The organism is Paenibacillus apiarius, assembly GCF_017052585.1.
GTDB lineage: Bacteria > Bacillota > Bacilli > Paenibacillales > Paenibacillaceae > Paenibacillus_B > Paenibacillus_B apiarius.
On the sequence record NZ_JAFFHZ010000001.1, the window covers coordinates 4,621,495 to 4,647,169 of the forward strand.

24 protein-coding genes are annotated in these 25,675 nt (G+C 52.5%); 23 read left to right on the forward strand and 1 reads right to left on the reverse strand.

Annotation, left to right across the window (positions count from 1 at the left end):
* Positions 1 to 68: 68 nt before the first annotated feature.
* The 6 genes from lepB to JSQ80_RS20645 all read left to right on the forward strand — a co-directional run bounded on the left by lepB (position 69) and on the right by JSQ80_RS20645 (position 5,228).
* A complete protein-coding gene (gene lepB / locus JSQ80_RS20620) occupies positions 69 to 686 on the forward strand; it encodes a signal peptidase I (protein ID WP_206096523.1) in 618 nt (205 codons plus the stop codon).
* Positions 687 to 717: 31 nt separating this feature from the next.
* The gene (ylqF, locus tag JSQ80_RS20625; RefSeq protein WP_206096524.1) at positions 718 to 1,596 is read left to right on the forward strand and encodes a ribosome biogenesis GTPase YlqF; all 879 of its coding nucleotides are present in this window, start codon (positions 718 to 720) and stop codon (positions 1,594 to 1,596) included.
* Positions 1,597 to 1,733: 137 nt separating this feature from the next.
* Positions 1,734 to 2,396, forward strand: a complete 663-nt coding sequence (locus tag JSQ80_RS20630) for a ribonuclease HII (RefSeq protein WP_206096525.1) — start codon at positions 1,734 to 1,736, stop codon at positions 2,394 to 2,396.
* 90 nt (positions 2,397 to 2,486) lie between these two features.
* Positions 2,487 to 4,457 (forward strand): DNA ligase, encoded by a 1,971-nt coding sequence (locus JSQ80_RS20635; RefSeq protein ID WP_206096526.1) that lies wholly within the window; start codon positions 2,487 to 2,489, stop codon positions 4,455 to 4,457.
* On the forward strand, positions 4,454 to 4,774 hold the full coding sequence (locus tag JSQ80_RS20640; RefSeq protein ID WP_087432823.1) for an EscU/YscU/HrcU family type III secretion system export apparatus switch protein: 321 nt from the start codon (positions 4,454 to 4,456) through the stop codon (positions 4,772 to 4,774). The genes JSQ80_RS20635 and JSQ80_RS20640 overlap by 4 nt, the downstream gene beginning before the upstream one ends.
* Positions 4,767 to 5,228 (forward strand): YraN family protein, encoded by a 462-nt coding sequence (locus JSQ80_RS20645; protein ID WP_087432824.1) that lies wholly within the window; start codon positions 4,767 to 4,769, stop codon positions 5,226 to 5,228. The genes JSQ80_RS20640 and JSQ80_RS20645 overlap by 8 nt, the downstream gene beginning before the upstream one ends.
* 109 nt (positions 5,229 to 5,337) lie before the next feature.
* Here the strand turns inward: JSQ80_RS20645 and JSQ80_RS20650 are convergent, their stop codons facing one another.
* Complete coding sequence (locus JSQ80_RS20650; RefSeq protein ID WP_206096527.1) at positions 5,338 to 6,897, reverse strand: YifB family Mg chelatase-like AAA ATPase; 1,560 nt, start codon at positions 6,895 to 6,897, stop codon at positions 5,338 to 5,340.
* Between the two features lie 446 nt (positions 6,898 to 7,343).
* On the opposite strand from JSQ80_RS20650, the gene sucC reads away from it, so the two are divergent.
* From sucC to JSQ80_RS20735, 17 genes are all read left to right on the forward strand, one after another.
* Positions 7,344 to 8,504, forward strand: coding sequence for an ADP-forming succinate--CoA ligase subunit beta (gene sucC, locus JSQ80_RS20655; protein WP_206096528.1), 1,161 nt, complete (start codon positions 7,344 to 7,346; stop codon positions 8,502 to 8,504).
* Between the two features lie 27 nt (positions 8,505 to 8,531).
* Positions 8,532 to 9,470 carry a succinate--CoA ligase subunit alpha gene (gene sucD, locus JSQ80_RS20660; RefSeq protein ID WP_087432827.1) on the forward strand — a complete coding sequence of 313 codons (939 nt, stop codon included), beginning with the start codon at positions 8,532 to 8,534 and terminating at the stop codon, positions 9,468 to 9,470.
* Positions 9,471 to 9,650: 180 nt separating this feature from the next.
* Positions 9,651 to 10,769 (forward strand): DNA-processing protein DprA, encoded by a 1,119-nt coding sequence (dprA, locus tag JSQ80_RS20665; RefSeq protein WP_206096529.1) that lies wholly within the window; start codon positions 9,651 to 9,653, stop codon positions 10,767 to 10,769.
* A gap of 27 nt (positions 10,770 to 10,796) precedes the next feature.
* The gene (gene topA / locus JSQ80_RS20670; protein ID WP_206096530.1) at positions 10,797 to 12,887 is read left to right on the forward strand and encodes a type I DNA topoisomerase; all 2,091 of its coding nucleotides are present in this window, start codon (positions 10,797 to 10,799) and stop codon (positions 12,885 to 12,887) included.
* A 71-nt stretch (positions 12,888 to 12,958) separates the two neighbouring features.
* Positions 12,959 to 14,284 carry an FADH(2)-oxidizing methylenetetrahydrofolate--tRNA-(uracil(54)-C(5))-methyltransferase TrmFO gene (gene trmFO / locus JSQ80_RS20675; protein ID WP_206096531.1) on the forward strand — a complete coding sequence of 442 codons (1,326 nt, stop codon included), beginning with the start codon at positions 12,959 to 12,961 and terminating at the stop codon, positions 14,282 to 14,284.
* An 84-nt stretch (positions 14,285 to 14,368) separates the two neighbouring features.
* Positions 14,369 to 14,911, forward strand: coding sequence for an ATP-dependent protease subunit HslV (gene hslV, locus JSQ80_RS20680; protein WP_206096532.1), 543 nt, complete (start codon positions 14,369 to 14,371; stop codon positions 14,909 to 14,911).
* Positions 14,912 to 14,944: 33 nt separating this feature from the next.
* Positions 14,945 to 16,345, forward strand: coding sequence for an ATP-dependent protease ATPase subunit HslU (hslU, locus tag JSQ80_RS20685; protein WP_206096533.1), 1,401 nt, complete (start codon positions 14,945 to 14,947; stop codon positions 16,343 to 16,345).
* A 341-nt stretch (positions 16,346 to 16,686) separates the two neighbouring features.
* Positions 16,687 to 17,091, forward strand: a complete 405-nt coding sequence (gene flgB, locus JSQ80_RS20690) for a flagellar basal body rod protein FlgB (RefSeq protein WP_087432833.1) — start codon at positions 16,687 to 16,689, stop codon at positions 17,089 to 17,091.
* Between the two features lie 9 nt (positions 17,092 to 17,100).
* Positions 17,101 to 17,553: a flagellar basal body rod protein FlgC gene (gene flgC, locus JSQ80_RS20695; protein ID WP_206096534.1), complete on the forward strand. Its 453-nt coding sequence runs from the start codon at positions 17,101 to 17,103 to the stop codon at positions 17,551 to 17,553.
* Between the two features lie 72 nt (positions 17,554 to 17,625).
* Positions 17,626 to 17,943 (forward strand): flagellar hook-basal body complex protein FliE, encoded by a 318-nt coding sequence (gene fliE, locus JSQ80_RS20700; RefSeq protein WP_087432835.1) that lies wholly within the window; start codon positions 17,626 to 17,628, stop codon positions 17,941 to 17,943.
* Positions 17,944 to 17,983: 40 nt separating this feature from the next.
* Complete coding sequence (gene fliF, locus JSQ80_RS20705; RefSeq protein ID WP_206096535.1) at positions 17,984 to 19,567, forward strand: flagellar basal-body MS-ring/collar protein FliF; 1,584 nt, start codon at positions 17,984 to 17,986, stop codon at positions 19,565 to 19,567.
* A gap of 5 nt (positions 19,568 to 19,572) precedes the next feature.
* Positions 19,573 to 20,586 carry a flagellar motor switch protein FliG gene (gene fliG / locus JSQ80_RS20710; RefSeq protein ID WP_087432837.1) on the forward strand — a complete coding sequence of 338 codons (1,014 nt, stop codon included), beginning with the start codon at positions 19,573 to 19,575 and terminating at the stop codon, positions 20,584 to 20,586.
* Positions 20,579 to 21,424: a FliH/SctL family protein gene (locus tag JSQ80_RS20715; protein WP_087432838.1), complete on the forward strand. Its 846-nt coding sequence runs from the start codon at positions 20,579 to 20,581 to the stop codon at positions 21,422 to 21,424. The genes fliG and JSQ80_RS20715 overlap by 8 nt, the downstream gene beginning before the upstream one ends.
* Positions 21,414 to 22,742 (forward strand): flagellar protein export ATPase FliI, encoded by a 1,329-nt coding sequence (fliI, locus tag JSQ80_RS20720; protein ID WP_087432839.1) that lies wholly within the window; start codon positions 21,414 to 21,416, stop codon positions 22,740 to 22,742. Before JSQ80_RS20715 ends, fliI begins: the two co-directional genes overlap by 11 nt.
* 7 nt (positions 22,743 to 22,749) lie before the next feature.
* Positions 22,750 to 23,196, forward strand: coding sequence for a flagellar export protein FliJ (gene fliJ / locus JSQ80_RS20725; RefSeq protein ID WP_087432840.1), 447 nt, complete (start codon positions 22,750 to 22,752; stop codon positions 23,194 to 23,196).
* A 45-nt stretch (positions 23,197 to 23,241) separates the two neighbouring features.
* Positions 23,242 to 24,171 carry a MotE family protein gene (locus JSQ80_RS20730; RefSeq protein ID WP_240463735.1) on the forward strand — a complete coding sequence of 310 codons (930 nt, stop codon included), beginning with the start codon at positions 23,242 to 23,244 and terminating at the stop codon, positions 24,169 to 24,171.
* A gap of 39 nt (positions 24,172 to 24,210) precedes the next feature.
* Positions 24,211 to 25,641 carry a flagellar hook-length control protein FliK gene (locus tag JSQ80_RS20735; RefSeq protein WP_206096536.1) on the forward strand — a complete coding sequence of 477 codons (1,431 nt, stop codon included), beginning with the start codon at positions 24,211 to 24,213 and terminating at the stop codon, positions 25,639 to 25,641.
* Positions 25,642 to 25,675 lie beyond the last annotated feature (34 nt).

The following is a 25,675-nucleotide window of genomic DNA, read 5'->3' on the forward strand; positions in this document are numbered from 1 at the left end:
CGATTATGCGGAATTTCGCATGACGCGAACTTCGGATACGCATCCTAGGAGAAAGCGGGGCACAGTCGATGGATCAAAACGATCAAATGATGCAACCGAATGCGCCGGAAGAGCCCAAAGAGAAGATGGTGCGCTCGAAGAGCGAACTGTTGGAATGGATCAAAGCGATTGCAATAGCCGTTATCCTCGTTGTTATCGTGCGATGGCTGCTGTTTGCTCCGTTTATCGTTGACGGTCCTTCCATGGAGCCGAACTTCTGGACAGGCGAGCGTCTTATAGTTAACAAAATATTGTATGAATTTAGAGAACCTGAACGCGGAGAAGTCGTTGTGTTTCATGTGCCGCAAGAGAACCGGGATTTAATTAAACGGGTTATCGGCGTGGCCGGAGATACGATTGAGTATCGCGGAGACGATCTGTTCGTTAATGGGGAAAAGGTGGAGGAGCCTTACATACAAGGCGCGCTGGATCAAGCTCATAAGAACGGGGAATTATACAATGACCGTGATTTTCCGAATGAACAGAAGAATAAAGTGCCGGAAGGTCACATCTTTGTTATGGGCGACCACCGCAACAATAGTACGGATAGCCGAATGCTCGGATTTATTCCGTTATCCGACGTCATTGGCCGGGCTGATATTATATTCTGGCCGATCTCACACGCAAAGCTGATTAAACATCATTAAGAGCCCAGGCTGAAATAGGAGGTGGATAGCGATGTCAATCCAATGGTTTCCCGGTCATATGACGAAAGCTCGTCGACAAATCCAGGAAAAGTTAAAGCTAATAGATGTAGCTATCGAACTATTGGATGCGCGTCTGCCAATGTCAAGCCGCAATCCAATGATTAACGATATTTTGCTTAATAAGCCACGGCTTATCGTTATGAACAAGTCTGATCTCGCCGATCCTGATATGAACGCGCGGTGGTTGAAGTCATTCCGCGGCGAAGGGCATGCTGCGATTGCCGTCGATGCGTCGACAGGCAGCAACGTCTCCCAGATTCCGGCGGAAGCTCGCAAGCTTCTGCAAGAGAAGATTCAACGCCAAATTGCGAAGGGCATGAAGCCGAGACCGGTGCGGGCGCTTATTGTGGGGATCCCGAATGTAGGCAAATCAACGTTGATCAACAAGCTTGCGGGACGCACTGTCGCTGCGACGGGAGACCGTCCTGGTGTCACGAAAGGGCAGCAATGGATTCGAGTGGGCACGGAGATGGAGCTTTTGGATACTCCGGGAATTTTGTGGCCGAAGTTCGAGGATCAAGAGGTTGGTTACCGTCTTGCCGCTACGGGGGCGATTCGGGAAGAAATATTGAATGTGGAAGATATCGCGTTCTACGCGCTTAAATATTTGTCATCTCATTACTGGGAGCGGTTGGCGGAGCGCTATGGCTTGGGGCAGCGGCCTGCCGATACTGACAATCCGGATGAGATCCTGAGCATCATGGAGGATATCGGGCGTAAACGCGGTTGCTTGATGGGTGGCGGAAGGATTGACCTGGAGAAGGCTTCGGGCGTTATTTTGCGCGAACTGAGAGCAGGGAAGATGGGCCGCATTACGCTGGAAGAACCGTATTCTTTCATGGTGGAATAATGTTTTGGGGAATCGGGTAGCGCCGTACGCCATTATGGCGTGCGGCGCTATTTTTGTTGTTCCATGAGGGCAGAGGTGTGGTATGAATAAGAGTAAGGACGGAATGGCGCAAGCCATGCCGGAGAGGGGATTTTGTCGTGGGGAAGAAAAAGGTTGACAACAAGTCGGCGGAGTCTGTCGATTTGACCGCATGGGAGCGCCGGTATTGGGGAGAGGGGATTTGCCATATTGCCGGGATAGACGAGGTTGGACGCGGATGTCTATTTGGTGATGTCGTCGCCTCAGCCGTCATTTTGCCGGAGGGGCTAATCATTGAAGGCATAAATGATTCGAAAAAGCTGTCGGAGAAGAAACGTGACGAGCTGTATGATGTGATTATCGAGCAGGCTGTCGCGTGGTCGGCCGCCCGCGTCGATGCGAATACGATCGACCGAATCAATATTAAGCAGGCGGCGCGGCTGGCGATGAAGCTGGCAGTGGAACAGCTCCGCGTTCAGCCGGAAGTGCTGCTTATCGACGCGGAGAAGGTGGATTGTCCCATCCGGCAAGAAGCAATTATCAAGGGGGATGCGAACAGTCAGTCGATAGCCGCAGCGTCTATTGTCGCGAAGGTGACGCGGGATCGGCTGTGTGTCAACGATTGGGATGCATTATATCCAGGTTACGGTGTGGCCGTACATAAAGGTTACGGGACTAAGCTGCACCGTGAACAGCTGCTTGCCCTCGGGCCGACGCCGATGCACCGACGTTCGTTCCTGAGCTCGCTGTTTCCCGAGGAGGAACAGTTGACGCTGTTCTAACGAGGCGCATCCATAATCGTTGGTTCATAATCTATTGTACGTGTGCCGATATAGTAGTATAGCAGCTGGAAAGAACGGGGGGGTGGGCCATTGAATATTTCGCAAATGGTGCGCGGCTTGGTCGGGGAGGCGAGACCCGGCGATAAGCGCACGTTGGAACTGAAGTCCGGACAAGTTGTAAGGGGGACGATCGCAAGCGTATCCGAGAATGGGCGCGATGCGGTCGTGAATATTAACGGAGTGCCGGTGCGCGCCGTCTTGGAAACCCCGATGCAGCCGGGACAGACGACGTGGCTGCAGGTGCAAGGACAGCAAACCGACGGCATGGTTATTATGAAGCCGGCGGATGGACCGGCGATATCCACGCTTCCCTCGATCGAGGAAGCACTCAAGCAAGCGGGGCTGCCGAATGAAGCATGGGCACGACGAATGCTGACTGATCTACAGAAGGCGGGCATTCCGATGACGAAGGAGCTTACCGCCAAGCTGGCGCAGGCTTTATCGCTAAAGCCGCCGAGCGTTACGGCGGAAGAGTGGATGCAGGCGGCCGGGGTGGCGATTCGGCGCCAATTGCCATTGACTGCCGAATCGGTGCGGGGCTTGCAGCAGGCCCTGTTCGGGAAGCAGCTAACCGACCTGCTCGCTTTATTCGAGCGCGCGGGGGATGACGCGCTTGGCACTGGCAGCGCCTCATCTTTTGGCCGCTATGCGGCCGAAGCTGCACGCGGCGCCGGATGGGCGGCACCGCTGCGTGAAGCGCAAGCGCTCGTGCGGGCGCTTCTGGCGGAGCTGCCGCGCGCGGAGGGGCTCCCAGGCTCGGCGGGAGCCCCAGTGGGGAACGCCCCGGGCGGCGGGAATGCGAGCGCTGCCGCCGGTACGGGCGCCAGCCTGAACGGCAGCCCGGCGGCGGCAGGCAATGCCGCGGGCGTTATAGCTGGCGCGGCAGAGCAAGGCGCAAGCGGCTCGGCCCAAGCAGCGCCTGCACCGCTTGCAGGCGGTGCCTGGATTGGCCGCATGCTTAGCTTGCTTGGCGTGTCGCATGAGCAGCAGTTGCATCGCGCCGCCATCATGGATTTGACGCAGAGCGGCAAGGAACCGCAAGCGGCTGCTGCGAATCAGGCCAATAGCGGTTCCAATCCGGCTGGCTCAGCGACGGGCAGCCAAGGGCAAGCTGGGGCGAACGCCGCGCCTGTCCAGGCGCCAACGGCAGGCAATGGAGCATCCGCAGCCGCAGGCCAAACGACTGCGTCTGCAACGGCTGCGGGCAGTGTGAATCAGGCCGGTGCGGCGCCTATGGCTAACGCGGCAGCTTCGCCGCCAGCTGCTGCGGACGATGCTGCGGCAGGAATAAGTGCACGCGGCGCGCAGGCGCCAGAGGCGCTGAGCGCGAATCAGGGGCAGCGTTTGCCTCAAGAGGGCCATGTGGCAAGCCGGGCAGCCGGCGCTCATGGCGGACAAGAGCCCGCCGCGGTCGTGCCTTCGCATCAGGACGCGGCCCAGCCGGCGGCCCCATCGGAGTCGCTGAAGAGCGCGCTGCTTCAGCTGCTCCAGAACGACAGCTTGCCGCCAGCCGTTCGCGAGGCGGCGCAGCAGCTCGTGCAGCATGTCACGGGCCAGCAGCTGCTCCTCGCTTCAGATCGGCAGGCGCCGTTCTCGCACATCACTTTGTTCGTGCCGTTGTTCACACCGGACGGCAAGCAGACGGCTGCCGTCCATATCCAATCGCGGCAGAGCCGCCGCGGCGAGCTGGATGCGGAGAACTGCCGCCTTTGGTTCGACTTGAACATGCGAGTCATCGGACGGACCCTCGTCGATGTCCAAGTCGTGGATAATGCGGTCGCGCTCAATATTCATCATGCCGATGAACGGCTGGGCGAATGGATTGGCGGCTTCCGCGCCGAGCTCGAGGCGGCAATGGAAGGAATCGGCTACCAACTGTCTGCCTTCCGCACGCTATCACTGCCTGAGCGCGAGACGCTGGACACGAATTCGGCGCACGAACAGGTAGATATAGACGATTACGCAGCAAAGCCTTATAAAGGAGTAGATATGCGGATATGAGAGACCCTGCGGCATCGACGCAACAGACAGGGCCGCATCAGCGGAAAAAGGCGGTCGCGCTGTCCTATGATCCGCAGCAAAGCGATGCGCCGGTCATCGTTGCGAAGGGTCAGGGACAATTAGCGGAACGAATCCTCGAAAAAGCGCGTGAAAGCGGAGTCCCGGTCCAAGAGGACGCTTCTTTGGTTGAAGTATTGTCCAAGCTGGACATTGACCAGCAGATCCCCGCGGAGCTGTATCATTTGGTGGCCGAGGTGCTGACATTCATATACCGAACGGATCAACGTGCCGAGAAGGGATGGTTGAAGCATGAATGAAGCTGAACCCAACAAACCAAGCGCAAGCAAAGCTTCGCGGCCGCCTTTAAAATCTGAGGCCCCATCCGCCGGCGCCCCTAGTTCGCCCGCTCGAGCCAATCGGCGGGCAAGGGGGGCGACGGCGGAACGATTTGCACGGGAACGGCTTAAAGAAATGGGATACACCATCATTCACACGAATTGGCGCTGCAGGACGGGAGAAATCGACATTGTGGCCCGCCATGGAGCGTATTGGGTGTTTGTCGAGGTGCGAAGCCGGCAGAGCCGCCGCTTCGGAACAGCGGCGGAAGCGTTCGACAGACGGAAGCAGCAGCAAGTTCGCGCTACGGCGCAGGTCTATCTGCATCGTTACGCAAAGTTAGACGCCTTAGTTCGATTTGACGCGGTTGCGGTTACCTTTGGCAAGGATGATGGCTCCGAGCCGGAGATTGTTGTCTATCCGGCGGCGTTTTGATTGATACATGCATGGAAGCGGATACATATAAGCGCGTGGAAAGCAGCCCTTTGCTTGGTCGCTCATAGGAGCGAGCTGAAGCAAGGGGCTGCTGTTCGTGCATCTATTATTATAACGCGTCCGCATCCCGCCTTCGATCCAGCGTGCGGTAACGTATCGCCTCGGCAATATGGGCCAGCTCGATGGCGCCGCTGTTCTCCACATCCGCGATCGTGCGCGCCAGCCTAAGCAGACGGTCATGCGCACGAATGCTTAAGCCAAGCCCGTCATAGGCCTTCTGCAGTGTGGATGCGGCCTCGGGAGTAATCGGGCAATAACGCTTCAAGTACGAACCGCACAGCTCGCTATTGAAGCGAAGTGGCAGTCCGGCATAGCGCTCGGCCTGTATCTCGTGCGCATGCATCACGAGCGCGCGCATGTCAGCCGAACTGAGAGAACTGCCCGTCCACTCTGCTAGCGGCGCGCGGGGCACGTCCACCTGCAGATCGATGCGATCGAGCAGCGGTCCTGAAATTTTGCCTTGATATCGGGCGAACCGTGCAGGGGAGCAGCTGCATGTGCCAGTTGCGGAACCGGCAAAACCGCAAGGACAAGGATTCATCGAGGCAGCCAGCATGACATGAGCCGGGAAGCGGAAGACGGCGCGCGCGCGGCCGATCGTTACGCTGCGTTCCTCGAGCGGCTGTCGGAGCGCCTCCAGAGCCTGGCGCGGAAACTCGGGAAGCTCGTCAAGAAAGAGCACGCCGCGATGGGCCAAGCTTATGTCCCCCGGCTTAGGAATGGAGCCTCCGCCGATGAGGCCAGCCGCTGAAATGGAGTGATGCGGAGCGCGAAACGGCCTTTGCCGCATCAGTCCTTCGCTTGCTTGCGTCCATTTTCCCGAAATGCTGTATATTTTCGATACTTCCAATGCCTCCTCGTCGTTCATAGGGGGAAGGATGGTCGGAAGTCGGCGGATTAACATCGTCTTCCCTGTGCCAGGGGGCCCGTTCAGCAAAATATTGTGCATGCCTGCAGCTGCTATCATGATGGCTCGCTTGACGTGAAGCTGGCCGTGGACATCGGCGTAATCCTCAACGAACGAAGGTGCCTCATTCGAAAGGCTCTGCAGGCGCAGGTCGTCCGCTTCCGAATCAACTGTATGAAGACGCGGCAAATCCGCCGCTGTGCCGATATCTCGAAGCTCTTCCAGATGCCGCATCGGAAAAATGTCGACTCCTTCCACGAGCCTCGCTTCGCTTGCATTGCCCGCAGGCACCATCACTTGCTTGAAATGTCCCCGTTTGGCCTCATCCACCAAAGACAGAACTCCCGGAATCGCCCTTGTTGATCCGTCCAGTGCCAGCTCGCCGATGAACACGATATTCTGGAACGGTTCGCTGGGAATTTGCCCGCTTGTGCATAACAAACCGATCGCCATAGCCATGTCAAATGACGTGCCTTCCTTGCGCAAATCGGCCGGAGCCAGATTGATGGTGATTCGCTCCAGCGGAAACGTCCAGCCGCAGTTGCGGATAGCCGCGCGGACCCGTTCTATGGATTCGCGCACCGACGCGTCTGGCAAGCCGACTATCGTCACTTGCGGCAAACCGGGCGAAATATCGATTTCTACATGAATGAGCCGTCCTTCCACGCCGTACACAGAAGCGCTCCACAAGCTGCCGTACATAACAAATAAACACCTCTCCTTCCGTCATTCCAGACTTTATGGCCAGAATGCGAGGGAAAGGTGCTTCCTTATCAACCGTCGCAAAGCGAATTACCTCGTATTATAGATAAATAGAGAGAATCAGTCAATTTTTCAGTGTTGAAAAGCTTGAAAATCGAGCACCGCTTCCTATTAATCTCAAAAAGAGATGATAATTATATCAAAAAAATGTACATTTTTGACGAAAATGTGAGGAAAGCGTTTTAAATTCATGATAGAATGGATTCGGATTGTATATATTTTCCGTTGTTCAGGGTGGTGCCGAAGCGGAGTAAGCGCTTCCCCATCTTTACGGACGCGCCGCAAAGACAAGAAGAGGATTTGAAGCGACTTTCGAATCGTCCTTCACGCTATGCTTCACGTCGGAAACGGCATATGAGGCAAAGAATCGGATAGGGGGATGCACAATGAATATTCATGAGTATCAAGGCAAAGAAGTATTGAAGCAATATGGCGTTGTTGTTCCGAACGGTAAGGTTGCTTTTACGGTAGAGGAAGCCGTTCAAGCGGCTGAGGAATTGGGGACGTCGGTTGTCGTTGTCAAGGCGCAGATTCATGCAGGCGGCCGCGGCAAGGCGGGCGGTGTCAAGATCGCCAAAAGCTTGGATGAAGTGCGCTCCTATGCGCAGGAATTGCTGGGCAAAGTGCTCGTGACGCATCAAACAGGTCCGGAAGGCAAAGAAATTAAACGCCTCTTAATCGAACAAGGCTGCGACATCAAGAAAGAGTACTACATCGGTGTAGTTGTTGATCGCGCAACAGGACGCGTCGTTATGATGGCTTCGGAAGAAGGCGGGACAGAGATCGAAGAAGTTGCCGCCGCAACGCCGGAGAAAATTTTCAAAGAAGTGGTCGATCCGGCTGTCGGTCTTCAGGTGTTCCAAGCGCGCAAGCTGGCATATGCCATCAATATCCCGGCCGAACTGGTCAACAAGGCGGTCAAGTTCATGCTTGCGTTGTATCAAGCCTTCGTCGACAAGGATTGCTCGATTGCAGAAATCAACCCGCTCGTCGTTACCGGTGACGGTCAAGTGATGGCGCTTGACGCGAAGCTCAACTTTGATTCGAATGCGCTGTTCCGCCACAAGGACATTCAGGCGCTGCGCGATTTGGATGAAGAGGACGAGAAGGAAATTCAAGCTTCCAAATTCGATCTGAGCTACATCGCGCTGGATGGCAACATCGGCTGTATGGTCAATGGCGCCGGATTGGCAATGTCTACGATGGATATTATCAAATATTACGGCGGCGAACCGGCGAACTTCCTTGACGTAGGGGGCGGAGCGACGACGGAGAAAGTAACGGAAGCTTTTAAAATCATATTGTCTGATGAGAACGTCAAAGGTATCTTCGTCAACATCTTCGGCGGCATTATGCGTTGCGACGTCATTGCGAACGGCGTAGTCGAAGCCGCTAAGCAAATTGGGCTGGACCGTCCGCTTGTCGTGCGTTTGGAAGGAACGAACGTAGTTCTCGGCAAACAGATTCTGAATGAGTCCGGCCTCAATATCGTGGCTGCGGATTCAATGGCTGACGGAGCGCAGAAAATTGTCGCATTGGTTCAATAATTTCGCTGACGAGAGGATGAGTGTGCGATGAGCATCTTAATTAATAAAGATACGAAAATCATTACGCAAAATATGACTGGCGCTACAGGCATGTTCCACACCAAAGGCGGTCTGGAATATGGATCGCAAATGGTAGCGGGAGCCGTTCCGGGCAAAGGCGGAACGACCGTTGATATCACGCTGGATAACGGCGAAGTGGTTACTTTGCCGGTCTATAATACCGTGCTTGAGGCAAAGAATGCGACAGACGCGACGGCAAGCGTTATCTATGTGCCGCCTGCATTTGCGGCAGATGCCATCATGGAAGCGGTGGATGCGGATTTAGAGCTTGTCATCTGCATTACGGAAGGAATTCCGGTGCTCGATATGGTCAAAGTGAAACGTTATATGGAAGGGAAACGCACAATTCTTATCGGTCCGAACTGTCCTGGCGTAATTACGCCTAACGAATGCAAAATCGGCATTATGCCCGGCTATATACATGCACCTGGCCATGTCGGAGTCGTATCCCGAAGCGGAACGCTTACTTATGAAGCCGTGCATCAATTGACGACGCGCGGCATCGGCCAATCGACGGCAGTCGGCATTGGCGGCGATCCGGTCAAAGGTTCGGAATTTATCGATATATTGCATCTATTCAATGAAGATCCGGATACGCATGCCGTTATTATGATTGGCGAAATTGGCGGTACGGCAGAGGAAGAAGCTGCCGAGTGGGTGCAGGCCAATATGAAGAAGCCGGTTGTCGGCTTTATCGGAGGCGCAACAGCGCCTCCTGGGAAACGTATGGGTCATGCGGGGGCGATAATTTCCGGCGGCAAAGGAACTGCGGCAGAGAAGACGGCCAAGCTGGAATCCTGCGGCATCAAAGTTGCGCCTACTCCTGCAGAAATGGGCAGCACGCTCGTATCCGTATTGGAAGAGCGCGGCTTGCTCGAGAAATGCACCACTCACGTTCATAAATAATAACGCAAGGTAAGCAACCTTTCGTACACCTGCAGGTGTTGAAAGGTTGCTTTTTATTTTAATTGTAATTAATGGGAATATATTCAATGGTTTTTATACTTGACGCTTGCAATCTGCTAGCATCTCAAGCAAAATAAGGGAAGCGGACTCGCGCTTCCCGAGAAGGAAGGGAAGAATAAGATGAGCGATTGGACGGAACAACAACTATTGTTTGCTTTGCACGAGGCGCAAGGTATTGGATGGCATACGATTCGTTCGCTTCGCGAGAGAATAGGCATGATAGCCTTGCATCATTGGCTTGACCGATCCGTACAGCATTGGTTCGATTTGGGTTTGAAGCCCAGCATTGCCGAACGCTTGGCTGCCCAGTTTCGCTCGGAACGCTTGGAGCACAGATTGATAGTAACAGAACGGCAGGGAATCGAATGGATCACCGTTTTAGATGATAAGTATCCCGATCTATTGAAGGAAACGGCTCAGCCTCCTTGGGTTATTTATGGAAAAGGAGATTGGGACATACTATCCGAAGCTTCAATCGCGATGGTCGGAACCCGCAATCCGACCGTCTACGGCAAAAAAGTAGCAGGGATGCTGGCTGAACAGTTAACGCAAGCTGGATTCACCGTAGTGAGCGGGATGGCGAAGGGAATCGACGCAGCGAGTCATGAAGGCGCTCTCAGGCGAGGGCGGACAGTTGCGGTGATGGGCACGCCATTTACCCGTATTTATCCTCCGGAGCATCGAGCGCTTGCAGAGAAGATAGCCGCGAACGGCATAGTCATATCGGAATATCCGCTCGATACCCCATCTCATCCAGGCTTATTCCCGCGGCGCAACCGAATCATTGCAGGCCTGACGCTTGGCACTGTCGTCGTAGAGGCAGACAACAAAAGCGGAGCGCTAATTACTGCAGACAGCGCGCTTGAAGCATCACGGGACGTATTTGCCGTTCCCGGCCCTATAACATCACCCAAGTCTAAGGGCACGTTTCGGCTATTGAAACAAGGCGCCAAGCCGGTTGCAACGGCAAGTGATATTGTGGAAGAATATTCGGGCTGGTTGACAATGGTCCCTTCAACGTACAATAATGAAACGGTCGAGTCTATATTGGCAGAACCACTTACGGAAGAAGAGCAGCGAATGTATGAACTCATTAGCGAGCAAGAAGCTTCTTTTGATGAACTGTTGCTTCGTAGTGGAGTGCCATTTGCAGAGCTGCATCATATTTTGTTATCCTTACAGTTAAAAAAGCGAATCCGAGAGGCCCATGGGGCCGTATATTGTTCGGTATGGATGTAATGGTGTGTTGGAGAGGAGGATGCGCCTATGGCGGATTCACTAGTCATTGTCGAATCGCCTGCGAAGGCCAAGACAATTGGTAAATATTTAGGAAGCAAATATATCGTAAAAGCGTCGATGGGGCATGTTCGCGATTTGCCGAAAAGTCAAATCGGCGTTGAAATAGAACAAGATTTTGCCCCGAAGTACATTACGATAAGAGGGAAGGGCAGTGTCCTGAAAGAACTGAAGGACGCAAGCAAGAAAGTGAAAAAAGTCTATCTTGCAGCTGACCCTGACCGCGAAGGTGAAGCGATCGCGTGGCATCTGGCTCATGCTCTTGATTTGGATGAGTCGGAATCATGCCGTGTCGTATTCAATGAAATTACGAAGCAAGCGGTGAAGGATGCGTTCAAAACTCCGCGTCAAATTAACATGGACCTCGTTCATGCGCAGCAAGCGAGACGTATCCTGGATCGGCTGGTAGGCTACAAGATTAGTCCGCTGCTGTGGAAAAAAGTAAAAAAGGGCTTGTCTGCAGGACGCGTGCAGTCGGTGTCTGTCAAGCTCATTATTGATCGCGAGAATGAAATCGATGCGTTCATTCCGGAAGAGTACTGGACGATTACTTCAAAGTTATCTGCCGGCAAATCGGCGTTCGAAGCAAAATTCTACGGTTTGAACGGAGAAAAGAAAGAACTTAAAAACGAGTCTGAAGTAAACGAAGTGCTGGCTGCGATAAAGGACCAGGACTTTGTCGTCAGCGAAGTCAGGGAGAAAGAACGGCTGCGGCATCCTTCCGCGCCGTTCACGACGAGCTCCCTGCAGCAGGAGGCGGCTCGCAAGCTGAACTTCCGCGCGGCTAAGACAATGTCCGTCGCCCAGCAGCTATACGAAGGGGTAGACCTCGGCAAAGAGGGCACGGTAGGTCTGATTACGTATATGCGTACAGACTCGACCCGGATTGCTCCAAGCGCTCAGGAAGAAGCGGGCGAATACATTAAGGAGCAGTATGGCGATGCGTTTGTCCCTGAAACACCGAGACAGTATGTAAAGAAGGCTGCGAATGCGCAGGATGCGCATGAAGCGATTCGTCCAACTTCAATACAGCGCAGTCCGGAGCAAATGAAACCTTTTCTGAGCCGCGACCAACTTCGGCTGTACAAGTTGGTTTGGGAGCGATTCGTTGCCAGCCAGATGACTTCGGCCGTAATGGATACGATGACAGTGGATATCCAAGCCGGAACGACGATATTCCGCGCCAATGGCTCCAAAGTTCGTTTTCCCGGCTTTATGAAGGTGTATGTCGAAGGCAGTGATGACGGGACTGTGGAAGATGACAAGTTTCTTCCGCCGCTTGTTGCAGGCGACAAGATGAAGCAGGAGCAGATTGAACCGAAGCAGCATTTCACTCAACCGCCTCCGCGGTATACGGAAGCGCGCCTCGTCAAGACGTTGGAGGAACTCGGCATCGGCCGTCCGAGTACCTATGCTCCGACGCTAGAAACGATTCAGAAGCGCGGTTATGTCGCCATTGAAGAGAAGAAATTCGTTCCGACCGAGTTGGGTGAACTCGTCATTCAGCAAATGGAACAATTTTTCCCCGAGATATTGGACGTGGAATTTACCGCTCATATGGAGGAAGATCTCGACCATGTAGGAGAAGGGCAGCAGGATTGGGTAAAGGTGCTTGCGGAGTTCTATGAGTCGTTCGAGAAGCGGCTGACCGTCGCGGAAGAAGAAATGAAAGAAGTTGAAATTGAAGACGAGGTTTCGGACGAAATTTGTGAGAAATGCGGACGACATTTTGTATATAAAATGGGGCGGTTCGGAAAGTTTCTTGCTTGCTCCGGTTTCCCGGATTGCCGCAATACTCGTCCGATTGTGAAGGATACGGGCGTAGCGTGCCCGAAATGCAATGAAGGAAAGCTCGTGGAGCGCAGAAGCAAAAAGGGCCGTATCTTCTACGGCTGCGACCGCTATCCGGAATGCGACAACGTCATGTGGGATAGACCTTCGCCCAAGCCATGTCCTGCTTGCGCCAGCTTGATGATTGAGAAGCGAAGCAAGCAAGGCACGAAGCTGCAATGTACGCAGTGCGAGCATTCGGAGATGGTGCAAGATGCCGATGATGAATAACGCAATACGGGCATACAAATATAATGGTTAAGAGCATCCAGGTTGAAGCAACTGAGGGGGAAATATAAAAGATGGATAAGCCGAGGGTAACCGTTATTGGTGCCGGCTTAGCTGGTAGTGAAGCGGCATGGCAAATTGCAGAACAGGGCGTTGCGGTAACGCTGTACGAGATGCGGCCGGTGAAGCAGACACCTGCTCACCACACCGATCGCTTCGCAGAGCTGGTGTGCAGCAACTCCTTACGTGCGAACGGCTTGACCAACGCGGTCGGTGTATTAAAGGAAGAAATGCGCATGATGAACTCGCTTATTATGAGAGCGGCCGATAAGCATGCCGTTCCAGCGGGCGGAGCATTGGCCGTAGATCGGGAAGGGTTTTCCGGCGAAATCACGCGCACGCTGAAGGAGCACCCGCTCGTGGATGTGCGGCATGAGGAAGTAGGGGAAATTCCGGGCGAAGGCATTACGGTCATCGCTACCGGGCCATTAACTTCGCCTTCACTGTCGGAAAGCATCAAAGAACTGATGGGGGAAGAGTATTTTTACTTTTACGATGCCGCTGCCCCGATCATCGAGAAAGACACGATTGACATGAACAAGGTGTACTTGGCTTCGCGTTACGATAAAGGTGAAGCAGCTTATTTGAACTGTCCCATGAATGAGGAGGAGTTCAATGCATTCTACGAAGCGCTCATCACGGCCGAGACGGCCGAACTGAAGGAATTCGAGAAAGAGGTCTATTTCGAAGGCTGCATGCCTATCGAAGTGATGATGAGCCGCGGCAGACAGACCGCCCTGTTCGGACCGATGAAGCCCGTAGGTTTAGTCGATCCCCACACGGGAAAAACGCCGTTTGCCGTAGTCCAGCTTCGTCAAGATAATGCTGCAGGCACGCTGTACAACATGGTTGGCTTCCAGACGCATTTGAAGTGGGGCGAGCAGAAGCGCGTGTTCCGGATGATTCCCGGCTTGGAGAACGCCGAATTCGTGCGCTACGGAGTCATGCACCGCAATACATTTATCAACTCGCCTAAGCTATTGGAACCGACGTACCAATTCAAGGGCAAACCATCCCTCTTCTTCGCCGGACAAATGACCGGGGTGGAAGGGTATGTGGAATCGGCGGCATCGGGGTTAATTGCCGGCGTTAATTCAGCCCGTTATGCGCTGCAGCGTGAAGGACTTCTCTTCCCGCAAGGTACTGCCCTCGGAAGCATGGCGCATTATATAACGACGGCTGATTTCAAGCATTTTCAGCCGATGAATGCGAACTTCGGGTTGTTCCCCCCGCTCGAGAAGCGCATACGCAATAAGAAAGAGAAGAATGAGGCTATCGCTCATCGCGCGCTTGATACGCTGCGCGCTTTCCAAGAAGAGCAAGGCATCATGTCGAAATAACAGCTAGACGAGGTGAGGAAGCAGCGGCCAATGATGTGCACGTCTGTTTCCTTTCCATTTTCATAAGACAGGAGGTTGAAGCATATGGAATATCAATTTCATGCGACAACGATTTGTGCTGTAAGACATAACGGCCATGCTGCGATCGCAGGCGACGGACAAGTGACGTTTGGGAATAACATGGTGATGAAGCAGCATGCGCGCAAGGTTCGCCGATTGTTCCGCGGTCAAGTGTTAGCTGGATTTGCGGGCTCGGTCGCCGATGCCATTACCTTATTCGAGAAATTTGAAGGCAAGCTGGAGGAGCACCATGGCAATCTGCAACGGGCTGCTGTAGAGCTAGCCAAGGACTGGCGTCAGGATCGCGTGCTGCGCAAGCTGGAGGCGCTCATGATTGTTATGGACGGCAGCCACATGCTGCTTGTATCCGGCGGAGGCGAAATTATCGAACCGGATGATGACGTCATCGCCATCGGCTCCGGAGGCTCCTTCGCATTGGCGGCAGCCCGGGCGTTGAAGCGCCATTCGCCGCAGATGACGGCGCGCGAAATGGCGGAGGCCTCATTGCACATTGCGAGCGAGATCTGCGTGTACACGAACGACAATCTGGTGATTGAGGAACTATAATACCGTGAGGATGAGACGAGCGGAGGGATAACAATGAATCAACGAGCATGGACACCACGAGAAATTGTCACGGAATTGGATAAGTATATCGTCGGCCAGAAAAAAGCGAAGCGTGCGGTTGCCATCGCGCTCCGCAACCGATACCGCCGGAGCTTGCTGGATGAATCGATTCAAGACGAGATTGTGCCGAAAAACATTTTGATGATTGGGCCAACCGGGGTCGGGAAGACGGAGCTTGCCCGCCGTCTTGCAAAGCTGGTCAATGCTCCTTTCGTGAAGGTCGAAGCGACCAAATTCACCGAAGTCGGCTATGTAGGCCGAGATGTGGAATCGATGGTGCGCGATCTCGTGGAGACCGCTATCCGTATGGTGAAGCTGGAGCGCACGGAGAAGGTGAAGGACAAGGCCGAAGAAATGGCCAACGAGCGAATCGTCGATTTGCTTGTCCCATCCTCCAGCACGAACAAGAACGGGCGCAACCCGTTCGAGATGCTGTTCGGCCAGAATAATCAGAATCAAGCGCCAGAACAGGAAAAACAGCCGGATCCGAACATGCAAGAGAAGCGCCGTAAAGTGCGTTTTGATTTGTTGGCGGGTTATTTGGAGAACGACACGATCGAAATCGATGTCGAAGAAGCGGCTCCGAATATGTTTGATTTCCTCTCTGGACAAGGTAATGAGCAGATGGGGATGAATATGCAGGAAATGTTCGGCAACCTTCTGCCGAAACGGATGAAGAAGCGCAAGCTGACCATCAAAGAGGCTCGCAAAGTATTGACCCAGGAAGAGGCGGCCAAACTCATCGATATGGATGACGTCATTCAAGAGTCGATTCACCGCGCGGAGCAGTCCGGGATTATTTTCATTGATGAAATCGACAAAATCGCCTCCAACGGTCGCGGCTCAGGCCCAGATGTATCCCGCGAAGGCGTTCAGCGCGACATTTTGCCGATAGTTGAAGGTTCCACGATTATGACCAAGTACGGGCCGATTAAGACCGACTACGTGCTGTTCATGTCCGCGGGAGCTTTCCACATTGCGAAGCCGTCCGATCTCATTCCCGAATTGCAGGGCCGCTTCCCGATTCGTGTCGAATTGAGCAGCTTGACCTTGGATGATTTCGTGTCCATCTTGACGGAACCGCAGAACGCTTTGACGAAGCAGTATGTGGAGCTTCTCAGGACCGAGAACCTCAATATTGAATTTACCGATGAAGCAATCCGGGAAATCGCCCGGACGGCAGCGGCGGTAAATCAAAATATGGAGAACATAGGTGCGCGCCGTCTCCACACGATTATGGAGAAGCTGCTGGAGGACCTGTCTTTTGAAGCGCCCGAGCTCACATTGGAACAATTCCAAATTACACCAGAATATGTTCGCGAAAAACTGGCAGATATTGCTCAAAATCGCGATTTAAGTCAGTATATCCTTTAATTTTTCGTGAAAAACGTGACGAATATCATAGAAAATTGTCGTCGACATGTCGTTCGACAAACTATTCAAAAAAAGCCCTAACTTTCAGACCGAAAGATAGGGCTTTTTTCTTATTGTGTTATAACTCAAAGTTTAAGATGATAGGTATGGCGTTAATTATCTTCTTCTGTCGCATTGTGAAGAATGTTAAATATTTTTATCAGAATATGATTTTACGCACATACAAGGTCCTTAGTCTCATGTAAAAGAAATAAATATTTTGTCGAAAAAGAAGGAGAAACGTCAAAAAAGTGGAATAGTTTTAATTGCTTTAAATTTTAATTAGATCAGGAGGGGTCATCGTGAACTTGTTGAATGGCGTTCATACGCAACGGTTAGAAGGAGCCATTCAAGCTTCCGTAGCAAGGCAAAATGCGACAGCTAACAACATTGCGAATGCCGATACACCTTATTTCAAGCGTTCGGACGTTCAATTTGAATCTCTTTTGCGTGATCAGATGAGCGGCGGCAGTCTTCGGGGACGCCGCACCGACGAAAGACATTTTTATATCGGTCCCGTTGATTCGACACCGTCTCCACGGATCGTTCAAGATCAGATGACGATAATGGGCAATAACAAGAATAATATCGACATGGATCGGGAAATGGCGGCGCAAGCGGAGAATCAGTTGAGATATTACACGTTTGTCAAGCAATTGAACCACCAGATTAATATGGTGAGAACTGCAATGGACGTAAGGAGGTAGACATAAGCCGTGCAGATCAGTAATAGCTTTCAAATTAGCGCGTCCGGTTTAACCGCACAAAGATTGCGTATGGACGTAATCTCCTCAAACATTGCCAATGCAGAAACGACGCGAGCGCAATTCGTAGACGGAAAGTTCGTGCCATATCGCCGCAAGGTCGTCGTGATGTCGCCAACGGAATCGTCATTCAAACAATCTCTGCAATCTGCGATGGAAGGGCAAGCCGCAACGAGAGGTGTCAAAGTGACACAAATTAAAGCAGATGCATCAGATTTTAAACTGGTATACAATCCGACCCATCCTGATTCAGATGAGAACGGCTACGTTTCAATGCCAAATGTCGACATGGCGAAAGAAATGGTCGATATGATTGCGGCAACACGCTCTTATGAAGCGAATGTGACGGCGCTCAATGCGTCCAAGTCCATGATCATGAAGGCTTTGGAAATAGGCAAAGGATAATTGACTGTATGTAAGTTAACTATCTCTAATAACGAAGCAAAGAGCCGTTCATCACCATAGGAGGAGAAGAGAATGATACAGAATACGATGCTACCATTGCAAATGATAACACCTACTACATCCTCTGCAGCAGCGCCATCGACCAATAAAGCTGCCACACCTGCAGAAGTGACAAAGTCCTTTGGAAGTTTTCTTTCAGATGCTCTTCAGCAAGTCGATACTCAAGAACAGCAAGTACATGCAATGAATGACCAATTTATTCTAGGTGAAGTTGATGTCGATCAACTCATGATCGCCTCAGAGCGTGCGCTTCTAAGTTTGCAGTTGACAACGCAGGTACGCAACAAGGTTATCGAAGCGTATCAAGATATTATGCGCATGCAGATGTAACGGCGTTTTGTCTTACATAGTTTTGGTGGGGTGACGTGGAGTGAGTGAAAAAGTGAACCAATATCGAGAGCGAATCTCGCAATATTGGACTCAATTTAGCAAGAAACAAAAGATATTACTGTTTTCGGCCGTTGGAATTCTGCTTTTGGCAATTATCGTTTTAACTTATCAATTTTCCAAGACAGAGTATGAGCTCGCCTTTAAAGATTTGAATTCTAACGATGCGGCTGGCATTATTGAATATTTGAACGGAAACAGCATTCCGTATCAGTTGAGTGCCGACGGCTCGCAAATTTCCGTTCCAAGCGCCTCAGCAGCGAAGGTCAAAGTAGATGTCGGAGCGCAAGGGATTGTGAAGAATGGATCGATTGGCTTCGAATCGTTCGGTGCCGATGGATTAATGGGCGGCATGACGGACAACGTATTCGATGTTCGTTACAATAATGCCCTTAACGGTGAAATTGAGCGCTTGCTTCGTCAAATGCAAGGGATTCAGGACGCAAAGGCAATTGTAAATCTGCCTAAAGAAACCGTGTTTGCGACACCTGATCAAGAGCAAGCTTCCGCTTCGATTGTGATGAAGTTCAAACCGGGATACCAGCCGAACCAAGCTGCCGTAGACGGCTATTTTAATCTCATAAAGACTGCGGTTCCGCATCTCGCCATTGATAATATTACGATCTCTAGCGATGAAGGCCCTATCTTTGCCTCGGATACAATCGGAGGCGGTTCGAAGAGCATCTTCGGAGAAGTAGACGAGCAGCTAAAGATACAACGTAAATTTGAGAATGATATCCGCATGAAAGTGCAAGATTTCTTAAACGGATTTATTCCTTCCGACAAGATCAGCGTGCTTGTGTCGGCGAAGTTGAACTTCGACAAAGTCGTCAAGCAAGAAGACCTTGTCAGTCCTGTAAATACAGAAGAGATGAAGGGCATCGAGATAAGCGTTCAAGAGCTTCAAGAATCTTACAGCGGCAAAGGCGCGCAAGAAAGCGGCGTTGCCGGTGTCGGTGACGGAGAAGTGACGAATTATCCGTCGGCTGCCGGAAGCGGCGACTCAACATCCGAAAAGTCTCAGCGGACTATTAATTACGATGTGAATCGAATCAAGAACACGATTCAAGCTAGTCCATACGCGGTTAAAGATTTAACCATTCACGCCGCGGTTGATTCAGTCGATGTGAGCGATGAGCAAATCCAAGCAATTGAAAAAGTGCTGCGCAACATCGTTGGCGCTCAATTGAAAGATTCAGGCACTACTTATACAGACGTTGATCTGACGCAAAAAGTTTCTGTTATGACTCAAAATGGTGCTAAAGATGGAGCGGCATCGGACAATAAGAGTATCTCTAACTGGGTATGGTATGGCGCGGGTGCGCTTGCATTACTAGCGGTCGTGGGTGGAATTACCTATGCGGTCGTACGCCGTCGCAGACGGGAGGAAGAAGTCTACGACGAGTCAGAGCTGCCGCTGCCGACGCATGTAGAGCTTCCATCCATAGATTTGGAAAATCTGACAGGCGAGCATCAAGTGCGCAAACAATTGGAAGGCTTGGCGAAGAAAAAGCCGGACGAATTTGTCAAATTGCTGCGTACATGGCTAGTTGATGAATCGAGGTGAGCACAATGGTCAAAAGTAGTTACGGCTTAACGGGCAGACAGAAAGCGGCGATTTTGCTCATCACGCTCGGGCCGGAAGTATCAGCCCAAATATTTAAACATTTAAGAGATGAAGAAATAGAGCAGCTGACTCTGGAAATCGCAAATGTGCGTAAAGTCGACGCGTCCGAAAAAGAATCGGTCATGAGCGAATTCCATCAAATTTGCTTGGCGCAGGAATACATTTCGCAAGGCGGCATCAACTATGCGAAGGAAATATTGGAGAAGGCGTTGGGTCAGCAAAAAGCGGTTGACATTATCAATCGCCTGACCGCAACGCTGCAGGTAAGGCCGTTTGACTTTGCCCGTAAGGCGGATGCATCGCAAATCTTCAACTTTATTCAGAACGAAAATGTTCAAACGATTGCATTGGTGCTGTCTTACTTGCAAACGGAGCAGGCTTCGACCATTCTATCTTCGCTATCGCCGGAGAAGCAAGCGGATGTCGCCAGACGGGTGGCGCTGATGGACAGCACATCGCCAGAAGTTATCAATCAGGTCGAGCGCGTGCTGGAGCAGAAGCTCTCTTCGACAGTGACGCAAGATTATACGAGCGCCGGCGGCATCGAGTCTGTCGTCAAGATTTTGAACGGTGTCGATCGCGGTACGGAACGGACGATTTTGGATTCTCTCGAAATCCAAGATCCGGAGCTGGCAGAAGAAATCAAGAAAAGAATGTTCGTATTCGAAGATATTGTCAATATCGACAATCGTTCGATACAGCGCATTATTCGTGATATTGACAATGCAGACCTTCAATTGGCGCTCAAAGTGGCAAGCGAAGAGGTGCGCGAAGTTATTTTCCGCAATATGTCGAAACGGATGGCGGATACCTTCAAAGAAGAAATGGAATTTATGGGCCCTGTGCGGCTGCGTGATGTGGAGGAAGCCCAGACCCGGATCGTGTCTACCATTCGCCGCTTAGAGGAAGCGGGCGAGATTATCATTGCGCGTGGCGGAGGAGATGATATCGTTGTCTAACGTCATCAAATCATCTCAGTATGTCCCCGTAGAACAGATGAGAATGCTGGAAGCGGTCCGCCGCCATCAGCAGCAGCAGGTGGAGGATGCCGATCCCGCTCCAGAACCTCTGACGAAAGAAATCGTCCTCAATCAAGATGAAGAGCTGGCCAACCTGCGCCAATCGATTTTGGATGATGCGCGGTCGTTCGCCGAAGAGCATCTGAAGAGCTCTACGGAAGAAGCCGAACGCATGTTGGACGAGGCGCGCGCCGAGATTGACGCTTGGTGGGAAGAACGGCGCGGGAGCGACGAGGCGTTAGCGGAATCGAAGCGGCAAGAAGGCTATGCGCAAGGGTATCAGGAAGGAATGCAGCAAGCGGAGCAGGAGATTCAGCAGGCTTATGAGCGCAAGCTGACCGAAGCGCAGGCTGTACTGGAGCAAGCCTATAAGGCAAAAGAACAAATCATTCAAGAGGCGGAGCCGTTTGTAGTGTCGCTTAGCTGTTCGGTAGCGGAAAAGGTGATTGGGCGGCAATTGACATTGGAACCCGATTTTGTTGTCGAGATGGCCCGCAAGACGCTTGCCCGCAAACGGGAGAGCGGAACGATTACAGTCTGCGTCTCGCCTCAACAATTCGCTTATGTCCATGCGGCGCGTGAAGAGTTGAGTCTGGCTGTGGATTCGCAAGCGGAACTGCAAATTATTCCGGATTCCAGCGTCCATGATAGCGGATGTGTCGTCCGTTCTGCGCTGGGCAGTATCGATGCGCGAATCGATACGCAGCTTTCCGAAATCAAAAAGGCGTTAATGCAGGTTGCAATGCAGCACGAGGAGCGCGACGGCGATGAGTCTTGATTACAAATGGAATTCAAACAAGTACATAGATTATTTGCAGCGCGTTGACCCTGTTCGCGTTAATGGCAAGGTCACGCAAGTAATCGGCTTGATGGTGGAATCCGAGGGACCAGACGCCAGCGTAGGTGAAGTTTGTCACATCTATCCGAGCAAGGGGAGCGAGCCTTTGCTGGCCGAGGTGGTCGGATTCCGGGATAACAAAGTGCTGCTGATGCCGCTTGGGGATCTGCAGTCGATCGGGCCTGGCTGCGACGTAGTCGGAACCGGCAAGCCGCTTACTGTCTCGGTTGGCTCCGAACTGCTTGGCAAGGTGTTGGACGGATTGGGCCAACCGCTGGACGGTTCGTTCTTGCCGACACGGATGCCGCACTATTCGACGACGAACATTCCGTCGAATCCGCTGCAACGCCCGCGTGTTCGCGAACCTATCGGTGTAGGCGTCAGAGCGATCGACGGACTGTTGACGATTGGCAATGGTCAACGCGTAGGCATTTTTGCCGGATCCGGCGTCGGAAAAAGCACGCTGCTCGGCATGATTGCCCGCAATACGGCAGCCGATGTCAACGTCATCGCCCTCATTGGGGAACGCGGCCGCGAGGTGCTTGAGTTCATCGAGCGGGATCTGGGCCCGGAAGGGCTGGCCCGTTCGGTCGTCATCGTCGCTACTTCGGACCAGCCGGCTCTCGTGCGCATTAAAGGGGCGCTCATCGCAACGTCCATTGCCGAGTATTTCCGGGATCGGGGCATGAATGTAATGCTTATGATGGATTCGGTTACGCGGTACGCAATGGCGATGCGCGAAGTCGGACTTGCCGTCGGCGAGCCGCCTGCAACGCGGGGATATACCCCTTCCGTATTTGCAAGCTTGCCTAAGCTGCTGGAACGATCCGGAACGGGTCCGAGCGGTTCGATTACGGCGTTCTATACCGTATTGGTGGACGGAGACGATATGAACGAGCCGATTGCCGACGCAGTGCGCGGGATTTTGGATGGTCATATCGTGCTGAACCGCAATATTGCGAACAAGGGACATTTCCCGGCGATCGATGTGCTGTCAAGCATTAGCCGGGTCATGAAGGATATCGTGCCGCAGGAACATCAGCTTGCTGCTGAACGGCTCAAGCGGCTATTGGCAGTCTACCGCGAATCGGAAGATTTAATCAATATCGGCGCTTATCAGCCGGGCAGCAACCCGGCCATTGACGAGGCCATGCAATATATCGAAGATATACAGGCCTTTACGAAGCAGCGCATTGAAGAGCGCGCTCCGTACGATGAAACAATCGAACGACTACTACTGCAATTTCCGGGGAGTTGACTAGACGGTGCGGGCTTTTCAGTATTCGTTTCAAAAAGTTCTTGATTTAAAAACAAATGAAAAAAAGCAAGCGGAATGGATCTTGTCAGAAGCGATGGGACGCTTGCAAGCGGAAGAGAAGCAGTTGCAGCACTGCCTCCTGGAAATGGAGGCAGTCAGAAAGAAAATGCAGCAAAGCATCGACGCATGTGCGCCGGCTGCGGACATGCAAGCATGGCAGCAGTACATATCTCATCTGGAAGGTCAAGTTCATCTTGCTCGCAAGCGAGTCAATTCGGCTGAAATACAAGTTCGCGACAAGCAAAGCAAGCTTGCCGAACGTATGACCGATGAAAAGGTATGGACAAAGGCCCGAGAAAAAGCGGAAACAAACTTTAAACGTCAAATGGCGTTATGGGAACAAAACGAACTGGACGAACTTGCTACTGTCCGTTATCATATGGCCGCTCGCTAGAGCAACGACGGAAGACGGTTCGACCCCGCCGCTTCAGCAGGAGGGATGACGGTGTCAGAGATGAAGACAGAAGAAAAGGAAAGCAATTATTCGGGTTTTGAACGGTTTTTGTTCTTTGCGACCCCCATTGTGTTCACGATTGTGCTCATAGCCGTGCTGCTTACACTGTTTAATGCGAATTGGCGCAGCCATGTGCTGTCATTGGCCGAGCAAATTCCGGTTGTGAATCAGTGGTTCTCCTCTGATCAAGACAAGTCCGGCAACAAGGATGGGAAGCAGGAGAAAAAAGAAAAGAAAGACGTGGAGAAGGAACAAGCCGAACAAATTACGGAATTAAAAGCGTTGCTGGCCTCGAAGGACGCGGATTTGCGCAACTTGGCAGACGAGCGCAAGTCGCTTGAGGGCAAAGTGAGCGATTTGTCCAAGCAACTGCAAGAGGTAAAGCAAAAACGCCAGGAAGAAACGGCTTCGTCCGCAGAGTACGATCGGCAGATTAAAGATTTAGCGAACATGTATGCGAAAATGATGCCAAGCAAAGCCGCTCCGGTATTAGAGAATTTGTCGAAGGAGGAGCTCGTTCTCGTCCTTGACGCGATGAAGCAGGAAGACCGCGTGAAAGTGCTGGAGAAGATGAATCCGAAGGTGGCTGCTGAAGCTTCCATTATGCTGAAGGACGTCAAGCCGGCCGACGATCTGAAAATCAAGGCGCTGCAAGCAAGGCTGAATAAGAATGAGACGACGAAGCAAGCCAGCACAGGGCTGGACCGAACTCAACTCAGCCAAACGTTTGCCAATATGACACCGAAGAGCGGCGCCAGCATTTTGTTGGAAACGGCTAAGATCAGCCCGGATAAAGCATTGGCGGTGCTGAACGCCGTAGACGATGCGGCTCGTTCCAGATTGCTTAATGCCATGACCGATGCGGACAAGGAAGCGACGGCCAAATTGGTGTCCAAGCTGTTGCCCAACAAATAAAGCGCGAGTGTAAAGCACTAACGGAAGGAGGTGAAAAATATGTCAGGAGCAATATCCAACGTGTCAGCCGGCAGCGCGGCTTCATTCCTGGGCGGGGTGCAAGCCAAAGGCGCAAGTACGGGATCGGGCGCGGGCAATTTCTGGGTCTCGCTGTCGCAATGTATGAATGGCACAGGGGAGCAGGCTGCTTTCGCCAACAACCCGAACGGTCTGTTACTCACCGCGCTAGGCGCGGGCAATCTGCTTCAAGAGGAGACGGGCCAACTGGCAGCTGCATTGGACCAGTTATTTGCCGAGCCATTGAAGCTGGCGGACGAACAGCTGGAAGCAAATCCGGAGTTATTGGCGGCGCTGCAGCAATGGGTGCTTCAAGCGCAGCAATTGCTGACTGCCCAACCATCCGCAGAAGCGGATGCAGCGGGCACTATTCAAGCGCTGACGGAGCAGCCGGAGACGATTACGCTTGCTGTCCGCGATGTGGTGCAGCAGCTGTCCGAGCTGATGGTCCAAGCTGATGGCGAAGACGGGCAATCCATACAGCAGTTGTTGAATGGACCGTTGACCGCAGCTATCGCGAACAACGACCAAGCAGCGGGGCTAATCGAGCGCAAATTCCAGTCTGCTCTGCAGCATGCGAGTAGTGAAGGCTTAGAGCAGCCCGTACACGCGGCTTCCGCTCACACTGAGCATGTAGGGCGCACGGCCGAGGCGGCCAAGCTGATTGAGCAGTTATCCAGCTTATTGAATCAAGCCGCAGGGAGCAATACTGCCGCGCCTGCACAAGGCGCGACCTTTGCAGCTCAACTCAACGGCGCGCAGAACAATTTGCTCGGCACAATGATGAATGAGCAGGCTGTTCAGAGCAAGGCAGTGGCGGCTGATTCAGGCGACAACGTGAACAGCAACGCAGACGGGGAGCTTCAGGTTCATCCTAACCAGATCACGACAGCGGGCCAATGGGCGCTTCGTCAGGAAGGGATTAACACTGCCAAGCAAATCCCGGTCGTGCACGCAGATCAGTTCGCCGACGAAATGGCTGGCTTCGTAGTGAAGCAGCTTCGCTTCAGCAAGCTGGGCAATGTATCGGAAGCGAAAATATCATTGTATCCAGAGCATTTAGGTCAGGTTGATGTCCGTCTAACGATGCAAAACGGCCAATTGACGGCACGCTTTATGGCGGAGCACGGCATCGCGAAAGATATGCTGGAGCAGCAAATGTCGCTTTTGCGCGGCGCTCTGCAAAGCCAAGGCATTCAAGTAGACAAGCTTGAAGTGTCGCAGCAGCCAGCCTCGGCTCTGTCATCCTCGATGTTCCAGGAACAGAGACAGCCGAACGCGCATCGCCAGCAAACCTCTGAGCGAAGCTCCAAGCAGCGCAAAGCTTCGGAGATCGACGAATTGAACGAAGCGCTCGATGCTAAAGCCCAGCAAGATTTGCATAATAACTCAACGTTCACTGCCAGCGTGTAAATGAACACATGCGCTGTCATTCAAAAAACGGGGA